This is a genomic window from Azospirillum sp. (assembly GCF_035628975.1).
Classification (GTDB): Bacteria; Pseudomonadota; Alphaproteobacteria; order Azospirillales; family Azospirillaceae; genus Azospirillum.
Genome location: NZ_DASPIS010000020.1, coordinates 17,808 through 33,898 on the forward strand (window position 1 = coordinate 17,808; position 16,091 = coordinate 33,898).

Here is a 16,091-nt window from a genome sequence, read left to right on the forward strand (position 1 = left end):
GCGAGCAGAAGCGAAAACCAGAGCACGCACGAGCAGAGCATCCCTGCAAATCGGCTCAAATACTGGAAACTCGCTGTTGCCTGCGTGACATATCCCCATGCGACACCGTAGCGCGGTCAATCGATAAGCATTCTGTTCAATATTCAGGCAATAATTTTCTCGACGACACTCTGCACGACAAGGCGACTGCGATACGCCGAAAGGTGGTGGTCAATGACCGGATCTTCTCTTTCCATCCGCGCGAAGCTGCTGATGCTGGTGGCAACTGCCAGCCTCGCCTGCATGGCGATCGCGGGCGCCGGACTTTATCTCAGCTACAACCGCATGTATCAGGACCGCGTGGAGGCCCTGCGCTTCATGGTCGAGGCCGGGCACAGCATGGCGGCCCGATTCGAAAACGACGTCGTGGCCGGGCGCCTGACCCGTGACGAGGCGCAGGCCCGCTTCAAGGAAGCCTTCCTCGCCATACGCTACAGCGGGGAGGAGTATCTGTTCGCGCACACCTACGACAGCGTCGGCTTCGCCCATGTCAACAAGGCCCTGATGGGCAAGGATGTCTCCGGCATCAAGGACGCGGCCGGGGTGCCGGTCATCCCGGCGCTGATCGGCATCATCAAGGCCAGGGGCGAAGGGACCTACGCCTATGATTGGCCGCGCACGGTCGGCGGCACCGAGACGGCGGTGAAGCTGGCTTATGTGAAGGGGTTCGAGCCCTGGCGGATCTTCATCGGCACCGGCGTCTTCATCGACGATCTATGGACCGCGTTCCTATCGCAGCTCTGGACCCTGCTCGGCGTCATCGCAGGCCTCGCCCTGCCGGCCATCGTGCTGCTGGCGCTGGTCGGGCACAACATCAGCGCCACCATCCGCTCGCTGGCCGACCGCATGCGGGCCATGGCCGATGGCGACCTGACCGTCACCTTCCCCGAAACCCGCCGCGGCGACGAGCTTGGCGACATGAGCCGCGCCACGCAGGTGTTCAAGGAGAATGCGCTGGCCAAACAGCGGCTCGAATCCCAACAGGCCGAGCAGGCCCGCCGCGCCGAGGCGGACAAGCAGCGCGCCGTCGCCGAACTGGCCGACCGCTTCGAGCACGCGGTCGGCGGCGTCATCCATGCGGTGGTCGAGGAAGCCGCCGGGATGGAAAGCCGCGCCAGCGCGGTGACGCAGGCGGCGGATCAGACCGGCCGACTGGCCAGCGACGTCGCCGTGACGACGGAACAGACCTCCGCCAATGTCCAGACCGTCGCCGCCGCGACGGAGGAACTGACCAGTTCGATCGGCGAGATCAGCCGGCAGGTCGGCCAATCCTCGGAAATCGCCCGCGAGGCGGTCGGCATCGCCGAGCGCGCCAACGGCAAGGTCGACGGGCTGGCCCAGGCGGTGCAACGAATCGGCGCGGTGGTGGAACTGATCAACTCCATCGCCAGCCAGACGAACCTGCTGGCGCTGAACGCCACCATTGAGGCCGCCCGCGCCGGGGACGCCGGCAAGGGCTTCGCCGTGGTCGCCAGCGAGGTGAAGGCGCTCGCCAACCAGACGGCCAAGGCGACCGACGACATCGCTGTCCAGGTCGCCGAGATCCAATCGATGACCGGCGAGGCGGTGGGAGAGTTGCAGGAGGTGGTCCGCGTCATCGGCCACATCAACGAGGTCGCCACCTCCATCGCGTCGGCCGTCGAGGAACAGGGGGCCGCGACCCGCGAGATCAGCCGCAACATCCAGCAGGCCGCCCAAGGCACGCAGACCGTGTCCGACAGCATCGGTGGCGTCAACCAGGCCGCCAGCCAGAGCGGCAAGGTCGCCTACGAAGTCCTGACCTCCGTCCGCCAGCTGTCCAGCCACACCGACACGCTGAGCCATGAGGTGGACCGCTTCCTGACCCAGGTCCGCGCCGGGTGACGATCTCTCCCGTCTAAAGCGCGCTTTAGCTCATTGACGTTGACTTCCCCCTGCGCCCGTGGCGAAATCCGCTGGCGCAGGGGATTGTCCATGTCCGAACGGGATCGGGTTTACGGCGTGACGGAACTGGCGGCGGAGTTCGACCTCACGCCGCAGGCGTTGCGCTTTTACGAGGAAAAGGGGTTGCTGACGCCGCAGCGGGCGGGGGGACGCCGTGTCTTCACCTACCGCGACCGCGCCCGGCTGATCCTGATCCTGAAGTTCCGGCGGGTGGGATTCTCGCTGGAGCAGATCGCCGACTATCTCGCCCATTACCGCTCCGGCCGGCCCAGTGCCGGGCAGTATCGCGACGGGCTGCGCAAGATCCGCGCCCGGCTGGCCGAGCTTGAACGAATGCAGTCGGAAATCGCCGAAGTGATCATCGAACTGAAGGCGATGGAGATCGACGCCGAGCGGCGGCTCGCCACCTGCATGCCTGACGAAAACCCGATGCAGAATATGCCCACACAGAAGAGAAACGAACCGGGAGTGAAACGATGCTGCGTGGAATGATGATGAACGAGCCGCTGCTGGTGACGTCGATCCTGCGTCATGCGGCGCTCTACCACGCCGACACCGAGATCGTGTCGCGCACGACCGAGGGGCCGATCCACCGCTATACCTATGCCGACGCCTGGGTCCGCGCGCAGAAGCTGGCGAACGCCCTGGCGGCGCTGGGGATGAAGCCGGGCGACCGCATCGGCACGCTGGCCTGGAACGGCTACCGCCATCTGGAATGCTATTACGGCATCGGCGGCTCGGGCATGGTCTGCCACACCATCAACCCGCGCCTGTTCCCGGAACAGATCGCCTACATCGTCAACCACGCCGAAGACCGGCTGCTGTTCACCGACTTGACCTTCGTGCCGCTGCTGGAGGGCATCGCCCATGAACTGGCCGGGCTGAAGGGCATCGTCGTGATGACCGACCGGGCCAACATGCCGCAATCCTCCCTGCCCAACCTGCTGTGCTACGAGGATTTGCTGGCCGACCAGCCCGGCAGCTTCGACTGGCCGGAGCTGGACGAGAACACCGCCTGCGGCATGTGCTACACCTCCGGCACCACCGGCAACCCGAAGGGCGTGCTGTACAGCCACCGCTCCTCCTACCTGCACGCGATGGCCGCCTGCCTGCCGGACGTGTTCGGCCTGTCGGCGTCCGACGTGGTCCTGCCGGTGGTGCCGATGTTCCACGTCAATGCCTGGGGCGTTCCCTATGCCGCGCCGATGGTCGGCGCCAAGTTGGTCTTCCCCGGCGGCAAGCTGGACGGCGCCAGCCTGTACGAGCTGTTCGAGAGCGAGAAGGTCACCAACACCGCCGGCGTGCCGACGGTTTGGCTGGCTCTGCTGAACTGGCTGGACGCCAACAAGAAGAAGTTGACGACCATGCGCCGCATCGCCATCGGCGGCTCCGCCTGCCCGCCGGTGATGATCCAGCGCTTCCGCGAGATGGGGGTCGAGGTGCTGCATGCCTGGGGCATGACGGAAACCAGCCCGCTCGGCCTCGCCAACATGCCCAAGGGCAAGCATTCGGGGCTGAGCGCCGACGATGCGCTGGCGCTGGCCTCCAAGCAGGGGCGGCCGATCTGCGGCGTGCAGTTCCGCGTCGTCGACGGCTCCGGCAACGATGTGGCCCGCGACGGGACCAGCTTCGGCCGGCTGCTGGTGCGCGGCTCCACCGTCTGCTCCGGCTATTTCGGCGTGACCGAAAGCCCGGCGCACCAGATGGTTCCGGGATGGTTCGAGACCGGCGACGTGGTGACGATGGACGCCGACGGCTATGTCCAGATCGTCGACCGCACCAAGGACGTCATCAAGTCGGGCGGCGAGTGGATCAGCTCCATCGACCTGGAGAACATCGCCGTCGGTCACACGGGCGTCCAGGAAGCCGCCGCCGTCGCCGTTCCCGACGAGAAATGGGGCGAGCGCCCGGTCCTGGTCGTGGTGCGCAAGCCGGACTCGACCGTCACCCGCGAGGAACTGTTGGCGGTGTTCGAGGGCAAGGTCGCGAAATGGTGCATCCCCGACGATGTCCGCTTCGTCGACAGCCTGCCCCACACCGCCACCGGCAAGCTGCTGAAAAGCGAGATCCGCCACATGCTGACCGACCCCGAGGGAGTGTGAGTTCGCAAGGCCGGGGGCGGTCTTCTTCCGCCCCTGGCGTCTCGAATCACTCAGCGGCGATCAGTCCAGCAAGCCGCCGTCGCTGAATGTCGGCACTGACCTCCGATACCACACGCGCAAGCTCAAGCGTCCGGGGATCGGGGTGGAAGTCGGTGTTGCGATCGAACCAGACCAGCACTTCGGCCAAGCGCCAAAGGCTCGGATTGCCGGTATGGACCGGGTCCGGGAATGCGGCCGGCACCGTCCGAATCTCGGCGGCCGCATATTTCCGGATGTTCTGGCGCGAACAGCCGACGATTTCCGCCAGATCGGCGAGATTGACCAGATCCGGGGCGATTTCGGTCAACTGCGCGCCGGGTATTGCCTTCAGCACGTCGGCGATGGCAGAGCGGATCGCGACATCGGCCGAGACCGCCTCCCGCGAGAAGTCCAAGGCGACCGATCCGTGCCGGCCCGTGCCGACGGTGGCGTCATCGCACCCCGCTTCGAACAGCGCGTCCAGCCACGCCGTCGGCTCTGTCCGACCCGGCGGCAGGCGGAATTTCAAGACGAATTCCCACATGCTGCATCCTCTCCCTATGGCTTGTCGGCGCCCTTGCGGTCCGCATAGACACAGCCATCGACGGCCCTGCGGATCTTGCGTGCCTCGTTCTCCGGCACCCTCGGCGTGCTCCAGACAGAGATCTGGCAAAATTCTCCGCACCGGCAGTCGGCTTCGTTGTTCGGACAGCGCAACAAGCCCCAGCAGTGCCCATGCCCCTTGAGACAGGTCCAACCCCGGCTCTCCGCATAGAGGATGGCGTCCTCGATTTCCTTCTTCGGGTGCCTGTTCCGCGTCACTCCGGTCTCCAGCACATGAGTATGGGACCGCAGGCTCAGTTGTCAACCGACAACCAGATTGCTTTGCGGCGCTCCTTTTCTCTTTTCCATGCCGGACGTCTATCCTGCAAGCGTATGGCATTTCGATTCGACCGAAAAAGAAAACGGGCCGGACGGCGTGAACCGTCCGGCCCAGTGTCCCCGCTGGACCGGCGAGGACGACGCACCCGAGGGAGGAGCGCGCAACCGAAATCAGATTAGCGGCGGGCGAACGGGGCGACTTGTCCGTCTGCGTCAGACTCTCTGCAAAATTCCGCCATCGCGGCCCTATCGGCGGTCCGACCGCACCCGCGCCACGGCGTCGCGCCAGCCGCCATAGAGGCGGTCACGCTTGCCCTGCTCCATGCGCGGGTCGAAACGCCGCTCGCTGCCCCAGGCGTCGGAGACCGACTCCAGTCCGTCGAACACGCCCACCCGCAAGGCCGCAAGGCAGGCGGCGCCGAGCGCGGTGGTCTCGATCACCTTCGGGCGTTCGACCGGCATGTTCAGCAGGTCGGCCAGGAACTGACAGAGCCAGTCGTTGGCCGCCATGCCGCCGTCGACGCGGAGCGCGTTGATGGTGCCGCCCCAGTCGCCGGCCATCGCCTCCATCAGGTCTCGCGTCTGGAAGGCGACGGCCTCCAGCGCCGCGCGGGCGATGTGGGCCGGCCCGACGTCCAGCGCCATCCCGAAGATCGCGGCACGGGCATCCGAATCCCAATGCGGAGCACCCAGCCCGACGAAGGCGGGCACGAAATAGACGCCGTGGCTGTCGGGCACGCGGGTGGCCATGTCGTCGGTCTGGCTGGCATGGGTGATGATGCCGATGCCGTCGCGCAGCCACTTGATCGCGGCGCCCGCCACGAAAATCGAGCCCTCCTGCGCATAAGCGGTCTTGCCGTTCAGCCGGTAGGCGACGGTGGTCAGCAGCCGGTTCTTGGACACCACCGGCGTCTCGCCGGTGTTGATCAGCGCAAAGCAGCCGGTGCCGTAGGTCGATTTCGCCATGCCCGGCGTCAGGCAGGCCTGCCCGAAGGCCGCGGCCTGCTGGTCGCCCGCCACGCCGGCGATGGGAATCGGCCGGCCGAACAGCTCCGGGTCGGTCTCGCCGAAATCGTCGGAGCTGTCGAGCACCCGCGGCAGCATGGCGCGCGGCACGCGGAACAGCGCCAGCAGTTCGTCGTCCCAATCCTGGGCGTGGATGTCGAACAGCATGGTGCGCGAGGCGTTGGTCGCATCGGTCGCATGCACGCGGCGGCCGGTCAGGTGGTAGATCAGGAAACTGTCGATGGTGCCGAAGCACAACTCGCCCCGCTCGGCCCGCGCACGGGCGCCCGGCACATGGTCGAGGATCCAGGCGATCTTGGTGGCGGAAAAATAGGCGTCGATCAGCAGGCCGGTCTTGGACCGCACCAACTCGGCATGGCCGGCGGCCACCAGATCGTGGCAGAGCGACGCGGTGCGGCGGTCCTGCCAGACGATGGCGCGATGGATCGGCTCGCCGGTCGCGCGGTCCCACACCACGGCGGTCTCGCGCTGGTTGGTGATGCCGATGGCGGCGATGCTGGCGACATCGACCCCGGCCTTCTCCACCGCACCGCGCGCCACGGCGCGGACATCGCGCAGGATGTCGGCCGGATCATGCTCCACCCAGCCGTCGCCGGGATAATGCTGCGGAAACTCGCGCCGCGCCTCGGCCAGCGGGCTCCCCCGGCCGTCGAACAGGATCGCCCGCGACGAGGTGGTGCCCTGGTCGATGGCGAGGATATGGCCGGCCTTGCTCATGGTGCGTGTCCCCATTAATCCGATTTTTCGCGCGTCTCTCCCTCTCCCCCCGGGGAGAGGGTCGGGGTGAGGGGGACGCATGGCGTGACTTTTGTGGAGAATGCAGAGCGGCTTCAACAATTGAAAGCCACGTTGTGCATCCCCCTCACCCTAACCCTCTCCCCGGGGGGAGAGGGGATTGGCAGGTGGTTGAGTAAAAACGGGGCGGCGACAGCCTTTCGAAGGAATGCCGCCGCCCCAGGGTCACCTCCGGCTCAACCAGGACGAATGCCGGGGGGAGAACCCGTCGCCGCAGCCGCTATCAGCGGGCGCGGCCTTCCTTCCAGGCCTTCAGCAGGTCGTCGTAGGCGATGGTCTCGCCCTTGGGCTTCTCGTTGTCCAGCTTGGCCTTCGGAGCGCCCGGCTTGTCGAACCAGACCTTGGCGTCCTCTTCCTTGTTCAGCTGCGGAGCGCACTCGCCGCCGATCTTGGCGCGCTCCATGCGGGACAGCACCTGCTCCATCTGGCTGGCGAGGTTGTCCATCGCCTGCTGCGGGGTACGCTCACCCGTGACCGCCTCGGCGATGTTCTGCCACCACAGCGGGGCCAGCTTCGGGTAGTCCGGCACGTTGGTGCCGGTCGGCGACCACGAAACGCGGGCCGGGCTGCGGTAGAACTCGACCAGGCCGCCCAGCTTCGGGGCGGCGGCGGTCATCGGCTCCGAGTTGATGTCGCTTTCGCGGATCGGGGTCAGGCCGACCAGCGTCTTCTTCAGCGACGCGGTCTTCGACACGGTGAACTGGGCATAGAGCCAGGCGGCCTTGCGGCGCTCCAGCGGGGTGGACTTCAGCAGCGTCCAGGAACCGACGTCCTGGTAGCCCAGCTTCATGCCCTCTTCCCAGTAGGGGCCGTGCGGCGAGGGGGCCATGCGCCACTTCGGCGTGCCGTCGGCGTTGACCACGGGCAGGCCCGGCTTGGTCATGTCGGCGGTGAAGGCGGTGTACCAGAAGATCTGCTGTGCGACGTTGCCCTGGGCCGGCACCGGGCCGGATTCGGAGAAGGTCATGCCCGAGGCTTGCGGCGGCGCGTATTTCTTCAGCCAGTCGATATACTTGGTCAGGGCGTAGACCGAGGCCGGGCCGTTGGTGTCGCCGCCCCGCTTGACCGAGGCGCCGGCCGGCCGGCAGCCCTCGACGCGGAGGCCCCACTCGTCCACCGGCTTGCCGTTCGGCAGGCCCTTGTCGCCGGCGCCGGCCATCGACAGCCACGCGTCGGTGAAGCGCCAGCCGAGCGACGGGTCCTTCTTGCCGTAGTCCATGTGACCGTAGACGCGGACGCCGTCGATCTCCTTCACGTCGTTGGTGAAGAATTCGGCGATGTCCTCATAGGCCGACCAGTCCAGCGGGACGCCCAGTTCGTAGCCGTACTTGGCCTTGAACTTCTCCTTCAGGTCGGGACGGGCGAACCAGTCGGCGCGGAACCAGTAGAGGTTGGCGAACTGCTGGTCGGGCAGCTGGTAGAGCTTGCCGTCGGGGCCGGTGGTGAAGCTGGTGCCGATGAAGTCCTTGAGGTCCAGCGTCGGCAGGGTGACGTCCTTGCCCTCGCCCGCCATGAAGTCGGACAGGGCGACCGCCTGGCCGTAGCGGACATGGGTGCCGATCAGGTCGCTGTCGTTGACGTAGGCGTCGTAGACGTTGCGTCCCGACTGCATCTGCGTCTGCAGCTTCTCGATGACGTCGCCTTCCTGGATCAGGTCGTGCTTCAGCCGGATGCCGGTCAGCTCGCTGAACAGGCGGGCCAGCGTCTTCGATTCATATTCGTGCGTGGTGATGGTTTCGGAGACGACGTTGATCTCCATGCCCTTGAAGGGCTCGGCCGCCTTCACGAACCACTCCAACTCCTTCATCTGCTCGTCCTTGGACAGCGTGGAGGGCTGGAGTTCCTCGATGATGCGCTTGGCGACGGTTTCCTGCTCCGGCGTCATGGCGGCGGACGGCGCCGCCGACCCCATCGCCAGCAGAACGCCGATGCCGCCGGCCATCACCGCGCCGGTCAGACGGCGCCGCAGAGTCTGGTGCTGAAGCATGGTTCCTCCCACTTGATCGACTTGATGTCGGGTTGACGTTTCGTTTTGCTCTTACCGCAGCCCCCCCGGGCTTCGCCGGGACGGCCGATCCCTTGAAAACCGTTCCCTCAGCCGAACCGGATCACGATGGCGATCCAGACCAGCGAGACGGCGAAGGCGCCCCACAGCGACACGTCGGTCGCGGCGAGCCAGCCCAGATGGATGAAGGCGCTGCCCAGCAGGCCGATGAACAGGCGGTCGCCGCGGGTGGTGCGCATCGGCAGGAAGCCCTTCGCCTCCACCGTCGGCGACACCACCTCCCACACCGTCATGCCGGCCAGCATCAGGGCGATGCAGAGGAAGAAGATCGCGGTCGGCGTGGTCCACGCCATCCATTCCATATCCATGACGCGGGGCCTCCCTCAGACCCGACCCAGGGCGAAGCCCTTGGCGATGTAGTTGCGGACGAACCAGATCACCAGCGCGCCCGGCAGGATGGTCAGCACGCCGGCGGCGGCCAGCAGGCCCCAGTCCATGCCCGACGCGCTGACGGTGCGGGTCATGGTCGCGGCGATCGGCTTGGCGTCGACCGAGGTCAGCGTGCGGGCCAGCAGAAGCTCCACCCAACTGAACATGAAGCAGAAGAAGGCGGTGACGCCGACGCCGGCCCGGATCATCGGCAGGAACACCGTGCCGAAGAAGCGCGGGAAACTGTAGCCGTCGATGTAGGCCATCTCGTCGATCTCGCGCGGCACGCCGGACATGAAGCCTTCCAGGATCCAGACCGCCAGCGGCACGTTGAACAGGCAGTGGGCCAGCGCCACCGCGATGTGCGTGTCGAACAGCCCGACCGTCTGGTAGAGCTGGAAGAAGGGCAGCAGGAACACGGCCGGCGGCGCCATCTTGTTGGTCAGCAGCCAGAAGAAGACGTGCTTGTCGCCGATGAAGCGGTAGCGCGAGAAGGCGTAGGCCGCCGGCAGGGCCACCGTCAGTGAGATGATGGTGTTCAGCGTCACATAATAGATCGAGTTGATGTAGCCGCTGTACCAGCTGGGATCGGTGAAGATGACCGCGTAATTGCGCAGCGTCGGATTGTGCGGGTACAGCGTCAGGCCCGACAGGATCTCCTCGTTCGTCTTGAAGGACATGTTGACCATCCAGTAGATGGGCAGCATGAGGAAGACGATGTAGCAAACGAGAACGATCGTCCTGTTCGACACCCGCGCCGAGGATCGGCGGATGTTTGCCGGCGCACTCAGCGAACCGGGGGCGAGAACCGCGGCCTTGCTCATTTCTTCTCTCCCTCGCCGGTGCGGGTGATGATGGTATAGAAGATGAAGCTGAACAGCAGCACGATCAGGAAGTAGACGATGGAGAAGGCCGCGGCCTTGCCGATGTCGAACTGACCCACCGCCATCTGCGTCAGATACTGGCTGAGGAAGGTGGTGGAGTTGCCGGGGCCGCCGCCGGTCAGCACGAAGGGCTCTGTGTAGATCATGAAGCTGTCCATGAAGCGCAGCAGCACCGCGATGATCAGGACGCCGCGCATCTTCGGCAGCTGGATGTAGCGGAACACCGCCCATTTTGAGGCGCCGTCGATCTTGGCGGCCTGATAGAAGGCCGGCGGGATCGACTGCAGGCCGGCGTAGCACAGCAGCGCCACCAGACTGGTCCAGTGCCAGACGTCCATGACCAGCACGGTCAGCCAAGCGTGGACCGAGTTGTTGGTGTAGTTGTAATCGATGCCGATGGCGCGGAAGGTGGCGCCGAGGAGGCCGATGTCGCCGCGGCCGAAGATCTGCCAGATGGTGCCGACCACGTTGAACGGGATCAGCAGCGGCAGGGCCAGCAGCACCAGCGTCAGCGACGTCTTGGCGCTGCGACCGCCGGGCATGCCGAGCGCAATCAGGATGCCGAGCGGGATCTCGATCGCCAGCACCGCCAGCGAATAGACGATCTGGCGGACCAGCGCATCGTGCAGCCGCTCGTCGGCCAGCACAGCGGAAAACCACTCGGTCCCGACGAAGAAGGTTTGGCCGGGGCCGAAGATCTCCTGCACCGAATAATTGACCACCGTCATCAGCGGGATCACCGCGCTGAAGGCGACGATCAGAAAGACCGGGATGATCAGGAACCAAGCCCGGTTGTCCTGGACCTTATCCATGGCTCTCGGCTCCTTATCCGACCAGATGGCTGTCGCGGTAGAGCTTGGTCCACCGGGTGGGGAAACGGATGGCGGCGTCGAGCGCCGGGATTTCCTGCTCCTCGCTCAGCCGGGCCTTCAGCGTGTGGCTGCCCAGCCGCACCGTCGCCAGCTTAGAGGTGCCGAGGTCGTCGACGCCGGTGACCTGCACCGGGATGGCGCCGGCGTTGCCGCTGCGGGTCAGTTCCAGGAATTCCGGGCGGATGCCCAACTCGAACTTGCCGCCAACCGCGGGAACGGCACGGTCCGGGAGCGGGATGGGGATCCCGTCCACCAGCGCATGGTCGTTGCCCAGCGTGCAGGGCATCAGGTTGATGCCGGGGCTGCCGATGAAATAGCCGACGAAAGTGTGCTGCGGGTTCTCGAACAGCTCCTGCGGCGTGCCGAGCTGAACCATGGCGCCTTCGTACATCACCGCGACCTTGTCGGCGAAGGTCAGCGCCTCCACCTGGTCGTGGGTCACGTAGATCATGGTCAGGCGGTATTCCTCATGGATCTGGCGCAGCTTGCGGCGCAGGATCCACTTGGTGTGCGGATCGATGACGGTCAGCGGCTCGTCGAACAGGATGGCCGCCACGTCGGACCGCACGAGGCCGCGGCCCATGGAGATCTTCTGCTTGGCGTCCGGCGTCAGGCGTTGGGCACGCTTCTTGAGGTCGGCGGTCAGGTCCAGCGCCTCCGCCACCTGCCGAACCCGGCGGTCGACATCCGCGGCCGGAACCTTGCGGTTGCGCAGGGGGAAGGCGAGGTTCTCATACACCGTCATGGTGTCGTAGATCACCGGAAACTGGAACACCTGGGCGATGTTGCGCTCTTCCGGGGTGCAGCGGGTGACGTCCAGCCCGTCGAACAGCACCCGCCCCTCGCTGGGCACCAGCAGGCCGGAAATGATGTTCAGCAGCGTGGACTTGCCGCAGCCCGACGGCCCCAGCAGCGCATAGGCCTTGCCGTCCTCCCATTCCTGCGACAGGCGGCGGAGCGCGTAGTCCTCAGGCCGGCTGGGATGCGGGTGATAGGAGTGGCCGAGATTGTCGAATTGGATGGTCGCCATCGCTCCCGCCCCCTTAAGCGATGTTGCGCAGCGCGCTGCGCCGCCAGTTGGGTGCCGCCACCAGTTGCCCGGCGGTGGAGAAGACGAAGATGCGGTCGGGATCGGCATAGACCTGGATCTCGCTGCCGATCGGGTGGCTGTGCACCCCGTCTTCGCGTGCGATCAGCGTGCTGCCGCCATGGTGCAGGTGGACGAAGGTCTCCGACCCGCTGATCTCCGACAGTTCCACCCGCCCCTTGATCGGCACCAGCCGTTCGTTCCGGCGCAGGACCGTCAGGTGGTTGGCGCGGATGCCGACCTTGCAGGGACCGGCCGGCAGGTTGCGGTCATGGACCGACAGCGGCAGGCTGGTGCCGTCGGACAGCGCGACCCGGTCGTTGGTGAGGATCGCGTCCACCACATTCATCGGCGGGTCGCTGAACACCGCGGCGCATTCCAGCGACACCGGCGCGTGGAACACGTCGCCCGTCGGTCCGGTCTGCAGCATCCGCCCTTCATGCATCACCGTGACGTTACCGCCGAGGATCAGCGCCTCCTGCGGTTCGGTGGTGGCGTAGACCACCGTGGTCTTGCCGTCGGCGAAGATGTCCCGCAACTCGGCGCGCAGCTCCTCGCGCAGCTTGTAATCCAGATTGACCAGCGGTTCGTCGAGCAGAAGAAGGCCGGCACCTTTCACCAGCGCGCGCGCGATGGCGCAGCGCTGCTGCTGACCGCCCGACAGTTCGGCGGGAAGCCGATCAAGATAGGGGTCGATCCGCAACATGGCGGCGGTGCGGCGCACCTTGACGTCGATCTCCGCCTTGTCCTTGCCCTGGCGGCGCAGCGGCGAGGCGATGTTCTCGTAGACCGTCATCGCCGGGTAATTGATGAACTGCTGATAGACCATCGCCACGTCGCGATGGCGCACCGATGTGCCGGTGACGTCCCTGCCGTTCTCCAGCACGCGCCCGGTGCTGGGCGCATCCAGCCCGGCCATCAGCCGCATCAGCGTCGTCTTGCCGGCCAGCGTCCGCCCCAGCAGGACGTTGAAGCTGCCGGGTTGCAGCTCCAGCGACAGGGGATGGAGATGCTGCTCGGCGCCGACGCGCTTCGCCACGCCTTCCAGTGTGAGTGTCACCGCAATCCTCCCATCGACCGCAGGCCGGAGCTTTCCCCCGTGTCCCTGTTGGCCGTAGCTTCGCGGCGCCGGTCGAACCAGCCGCCGATGGCTTCCCGGACATTTGCGTCCAGGTGCAGCCCAAGTTTGGAGCGCCGCCACAGGAAGTCGTCGCCGGTCATGGCGAATTCCTCCCGCATGGCGTAGTCGAGTTCGGCTTCAAAGACGCCGCCCCCAAAATCGATGCCCAGGTCGCCCAGCCCCTTGGCGTCGCCCAGCAGCCGGTCGACCCGCGTGCCATAGGCCCGCGCCAGCCGGTAGGCCAGCGCATCGGGCAGCCAGGGCCGGCTCCGCTTCAGCCCGGCCAGGAAGCCGGCGAAATCGGCGTCGGCGATGTCGCCGCCGGGAAGCGGCGCGTCGGCCGTCCAGGTGACGCCACCCTTGCCGAGCGCCCGGCCCAGCTTTTCCGTCGCCTCCTCCGCCAGCCGGCGGAAGGTGGTGATCTTGCCGCCGAAGATCGACAGCATCGGCGCCTCGCCGGCCGGCTCGTCGATCTCCAGCACATAGTCGCGGGTAACGGCCGAGGCGTTGCCGCTGGCGTCGTCGAACAGCGGGCGGACACCGCTGTAGGTCCACACCACCTCGCTCTCGCGCACGGGCTTCGCGAAATAGCGCGAGACCGCCCGGCACATGTAGGTGATTTCCTCCGGACTGATCGCCACCGCGCCGGGATCGCCCGAGTAATCGAGGTCGGTGGTGCCGATCAGGGTGAAATCGCGCTCATACGGGATGGCGAAGACGATGCGGCGGTCGTCGTTCTGGAAGATGTAGGCGTGTTCGCCTTCGAACATCTTCGCCACGACGATGTGGCTGCCCTTCACCAGACGCACAGACTTGTCGACGGTGACGCCGGTGCGCTTGGCGATCATCTCGCGAACCCACGGACCGGCGGCGTTGACCAGCGCGCGGGCGCGGACCACGCGGGTGGCGCCCGTGGTCACATCGACCAGCGTCGCTTCCCACAAGCCATTGCGGCGTTCGGCCCTGTCGCAGCGGGTGCGGGTCAGGATCTCCGCCCCGCGGGCCTGCGCGTCCATCGCGTTCAGCACGACCAGCCGGCTGTCCTCCACCCAGCAGTCCGAATATTCGAACGCCTTGGTGAAACCGCCGGCCAGCGGCCTTCCGGCCGGCGAGCTGGTCAGGTCGACCCCGTGCGAGCCCGGCAGAAGCTTGCGCTTTCCCAGATGATCGTAAAGGAACAGGCCAATGCGCACCATCCAGGCCGGGCGCATGCTGCTGTCGTGGGGCAGGACGAAGCGCATCGGCCAGATGATGTGCGGAGCGGCGCGCAGCAGAACCTCGCGCTCCTGCAGCGCTTCGCGCACCAGACGGAATTCGTAATATTCGAGATAGCGCAAGCCGCCATGGATCAGCTTGGTGCTGGCCGACGAGGTGGCGCCCGCAAGGTCGCCCTGTTCGCACAGCACCACCGACATTCCGCGCCCGACCGCGTCGCGGGCGATGCCCGCCCCGTTCACGCCGCCGCCGACGATCAGAAGGTCGGTAACTGCGGACTCGTTTGCCATGAGTTCCTCTCCGTACCGCGCCGGTTCCTTGCGAACCCGGCCGCTTTCGTTTCGGAACATATGATTTTCGTTCGCGGTTGAAAAGGAAAATGTTTGTTCAGCGGACCATGCTTTGAGGCTACGCCGGTTTGCTCCCACTGGCTACGGGGAAATGGAGTGGGGGACGCGGGCGGGACGATGAGCGCGGCTGGTCGCCGGACTGCCTTCGATTGGCAATGGGCTTTCGTTACCGAATATGCTTGTCTGGCAAACAGTCTTGCCCTTACGGTGAGGCTCGCGCTCTGCGGCGGATCGACCGGCGGCAGCGCAGCCACCCGCTTTTCGCTTTGACCCATTCCGCGCATCTGATTCACTGACGCCCCACCCCCAGCCGACCGGAGACAGCCCCCCGATGGACGCGCGCCTGGACGCCGAACGCCGCCAGCAGGAGATCGTTGCCCTGGTCCATGCCAAGGGCATGGTGCAGATCCAGTGGCTGGCCGAACATTTCGACGTCACGCCGCAGACCATCCGCCGCGATATCGAACATCTGGCCGGCCAATCCGCCGTGCGGCGTTTCCGCGGCGGCGTCACCGTGCCGTCAAGCGTGGAGAACATCGCCTATTCCACCCGCCAGACCCTGATGGCGGAGGAAAAGCGCCGCATCGCCGAGCTGGTGGCGCGCCATGTGCCGGAGGACGCCTCGCTCTTCCTCAACATCGGCACGACGACGGAGGCGGTGGCCCAGGCCCTGCTCGGCCACAAGCGGCTGCGGGTGCTGACCAACAACCTGAACGTCGCCACCATCCTGCACAAGAACACCAGCTTCGCCCTGTCGATCGCCGGCGGCCTGGTGCGCGAACGCGACGGCGGCATCATCGGCGAGGCGACGGTGGAGTTCATTCGCCGCTACAAGGTCGACATCGGCATCATCGGCATCAGCGGCATCGACTCCGAAGGCGACCTGCTCGATTACGACGAGCAGGAGGTGCGCGTCGCCCGCGCCATCATCGAAAGCTCGCGCCGGGTCTTCCTGGTCACCGACCACACCAAGTTCGGCCGCAACGCCATGATCCGCATGGCCGATGTCGGCGTGCTCGACGCCCTGTTCACCGACCGCCTGCCGCCGCCGGAGCTGATGGAGGTGCTGGGCAACGCCGACTGCCAGGTCCATGTCGCCGACGGCAGCGAGCCGGCGAACGGCGACGTGGAGGATACGGAGGACTGAGGCGAATTTATCTGATTCGGCGAAACAGCTTCAAACGCGGCACCCCCACCTGCGGCCCCAGGGGAATCGCATTTGAGAAAAGAGGGTAGCGCGGCGGGCTGAAAAGGATTCAGTAGGGAGGCTCTGGCGTTCAGGGAAGGAGCCCCCCGATGTCGTGGTACGCGAAGGTGTTTGCCGCTTTACCAGACCCTCGTACG

At 66.2% G+C, this 16,091-nt stretch carries 13 protein-coding genes; 4 read left to right on the top strand and 9 right to left on the bottom strand.

Annotated features, from left to right (window positions below):
- Nucleotides 1-213 precede the first annotated feature (213 nt).
- The 3 genes from VD964_RS03990 to VD964_RS04000 all read left to right on the top strand — a co-directional run bounded on the left by VD964_RS03990 (nt 214) and on the right by VD964_RS04000 (nt 4,064).
- Nucleotides 214-1,902, top strand: a complete 1,689-nt coding sequence (locus VD964_RS03990; RefSeq protein ID WP_324865808.1) for a methyl-accepting chemotaxis protein — start codon at nt 214-216, stop codon at nt 1,900-1,902.
- Between the two features lie 90 nt (nt 1,903-1,992).
- Entirely contained in the window at nt 1,993-2,454 is a 462-nt protein-coding gene (locus VD964_RS03995) for a MerR family DNA-binding transcriptional regulator (RefSeq protein ID WP_324865810.1), read from the top strand.
- A complete protein-coding gene (locus VD964_RS04000) occupies nt 2,439-4,064 on the top strand; it encodes a 3-(methylthio)propionyl-CoA ligase (protein WP_324865812.1) in 1,626 nt (541 codons plus the stop codon). The genes VD964_RS03995 and VD964_RS04000 overlap by 16 nt, the downstream gene beginning before the upstream one ends.
- Before the next feature lie 46 nt (nt 4,065-4,110).
- Here the strand turns inward: VD964_RS04000 and VD964_RS04005 are convergent, their stop codons facing one another.
- The 9 genes from VD964_RS04005 to glpD form a co-directional block, all read right to left on the bottom strand.
- The gene (locus VD964_RS04005; protein WP_324865814.1) at nt 4,111-4,626 is read right to left on the bottom strand and encodes a DNA-binding protein; all 516 of its coding nucleotides are present in this window, start codon (nt 4,624-4,626) and stop codon (nt 4,111-4,113) included.
- A gap of 584 nt (nt 4,627-5,210) precedes the next feature.
- Nucleotides 5,211-6,707 carry a glycerol kinase GlpK gene (gene glpK / locus VD964_RS04010; protein WP_324865816.1) on the bottom strand — a complete coding sequence of 499 codons (1,497 nt, stop codon included), beginning with the start codon at nt 6,705-6,707 and terminating at the stop codon, nt 5,211-5,213.
- A 301-nt stretch (nt 6,708-7,008) separates the two neighbouring features.
- The gene (locus tag VD964_RS04015) at nt 7,009-8,772 is read right to left on the bottom strand and encodes an ABC transporter substrate-binding protein (RefSeq protein WP_310119224.1); all 1,764 of its coding nucleotides are present in this window, start codon (nt 8,770-8,772) and stop codon (nt 7,009-7,011) included.
- A 107-nt stretch (nt 8,773-8,879) separates the two neighbouring features.
- On the bottom strand, nt 8,880-9,158 hold the full coding sequence (locus VD964_RS04020) for a DUF2160 domain-containing protein (RefSeq protein ID WP_324865822.1): 279 nt from the start codon (nt 9,156-9,158) through the stop codon (nt 8,880-8,882).
- A gap of 15 nt (nt 9,159-9,173) precedes the next feature.
- Entirely contained in the window at nt 9,174-9,926 is a 753-nt protein-coding gene (locus VD964_RS04025; RefSeq protein WP_149201473.1) for a carbohydrate ABC transporter permease, read from the bottom strand.
- Nucleotides 9,927-10,039: 113 nt separating this feature from the next.
- Nucleotides 10,040-10,915, bottom strand: a complete 876-nt coding sequence (locus tag VD964_RS04030) for a sugar ABC transporter permease (protein WP_324865826.1) — start codon at nt 10,913-10,915, stop codon at nt 10,040-10,042.
- A gap of 13 nt (nt 10,916-10,928) precedes the next feature.
- Nucleotides 10,929-12,005 (bottom strand): ABC transporter ATP-binding protein, encoded by a 1,077-nt coding sequence (locus VD964_RS04035; RefSeq protein ID WP_324865828.1) that lies wholly within the window; start codon nt 12,003-12,005, stop codon nt 10,929-10,931.
- A gap of 13 nt (nt 12,006-12,018) precedes the next feature.
- A complete protein-coding gene (locus VD964_RS04040) occupies nt 12,019-13,122 on the bottom strand; it encodes an ABC transporter ATP-binding protein (RefSeq protein WP_324865830.1) in 1,104 nt (367 codons plus the stop codon).
- Complete coding sequence (gene glpD, locus VD964_RS04045; RefSeq protein ID WP_324865832.1) at nt 13,119-14,687, bottom strand: glycerol-3-phosphate dehydrogenase; 1,569 nt, start codon at nt 14,685-14,687, stop codon at nt 13,119-13,121. The genes VD964_RS04040 and glpD overlap by 4 nt, the downstream gene beginning before the upstream one ends.
- 403 nt (nt 14,688-15,090) lie before the next feature.
- Between glpD and VD964_RS04050 the strand changes: the two genes are divergently transcribed.
- A complete protein-coding gene (locus VD964_RS04050) occupies nt 15,091-15,894 on the top strand; it encodes a DeoR family transcriptional regulator (protein ID WP_349255951.1) in 804 nt (267 codons plus the stop codon).
- Nucleotides 15,895-16,091 lie beyond the last annotated feature (197 nt).

What these genes read in the sequence shown, in the direction of transcription:
- VD964_RS03990 (WP_324865808.1), top strand. Translation starts at nt 214, where the DNA reads ATGACCGGATCTTCTCTTTCCATCCGCGCGAAGCTGCTGATGCTGGTG.
- VD964_RS03995 (WP_324865810.1), top strand. Translation starts at nt 1,993, where the DNA reads ATGTCCGAACGGGATCGGGTTTACGGCGTGACGGAACTGGCGGCGGAG.
- VD964_RS04000 (WP_324865812.1), top strand. Translation starts at nt 2,439, where the DNA reads ATGCTGCGTGGAATGATGATGAACGAGCCGCTGCTGGTGACGTCGATC.
- VD964_RS04005 (WP_324865814.1), bottom strand. Translation starts at nt 4,626, where the DNA reads ATGTGGGAATTCGTCTTGAAATTCCGCCTGCCGCCGGGTCGGACAGAG.
- glpK (WP_324865816.1), bottom strand. Translation starts at nt 6,707, where the DNA reads ATGAGCAAGGCCGGCCATATCCTCGCCATCGACCAGGGCACCACCTCG.
- VD964_RS04015 (WP_310119224.1), bottom strand. Translation starts at nt 8,772, where the DNA reads ATGCTTCAGCACCAGACTCTGCGGCGCCGTCTGACCGGCGCGGTGATG.
- VD964_RS04020 (WP_324865822.1), bottom strand. Translation starts at nt 9,158, where the DNA reads ATGGATATGGAATGGATGGCGTGGACCACGCCGACCGCGATCTTCTTC.
- VD964_RS04025 (WP_149201473.1), bottom strand. Translation starts at nt 9,926, where the DNA reads ATGCTGCCCATCTACTGGATGGTCAACATGTCCTTCAAGACGAACGAG.
- VD964_RS04030 (WP_324865826.1), bottom strand. Translation starts at nt 10,915, where the DNA reads ATGGATAAGGTCCAGGACAACCGGGCTTGGTTCCTGATCATCCCGGTC.
- VD964_RS04035 (WP_324865828.1), bottom strand. Translation starts at nt 12,005, where the DNA reads ATGGCGACCATCCAATTCGACAATCTCGGCCACTCCTATCACCCGCAT.
- glpD (WP_324865832.1), bottom strand. Translation starts at nt 14,687, where the DNA reads ATGGCAAACGAGTCCGCAGTTACCGACCTTCTGATCGTCGGCGGCGGC.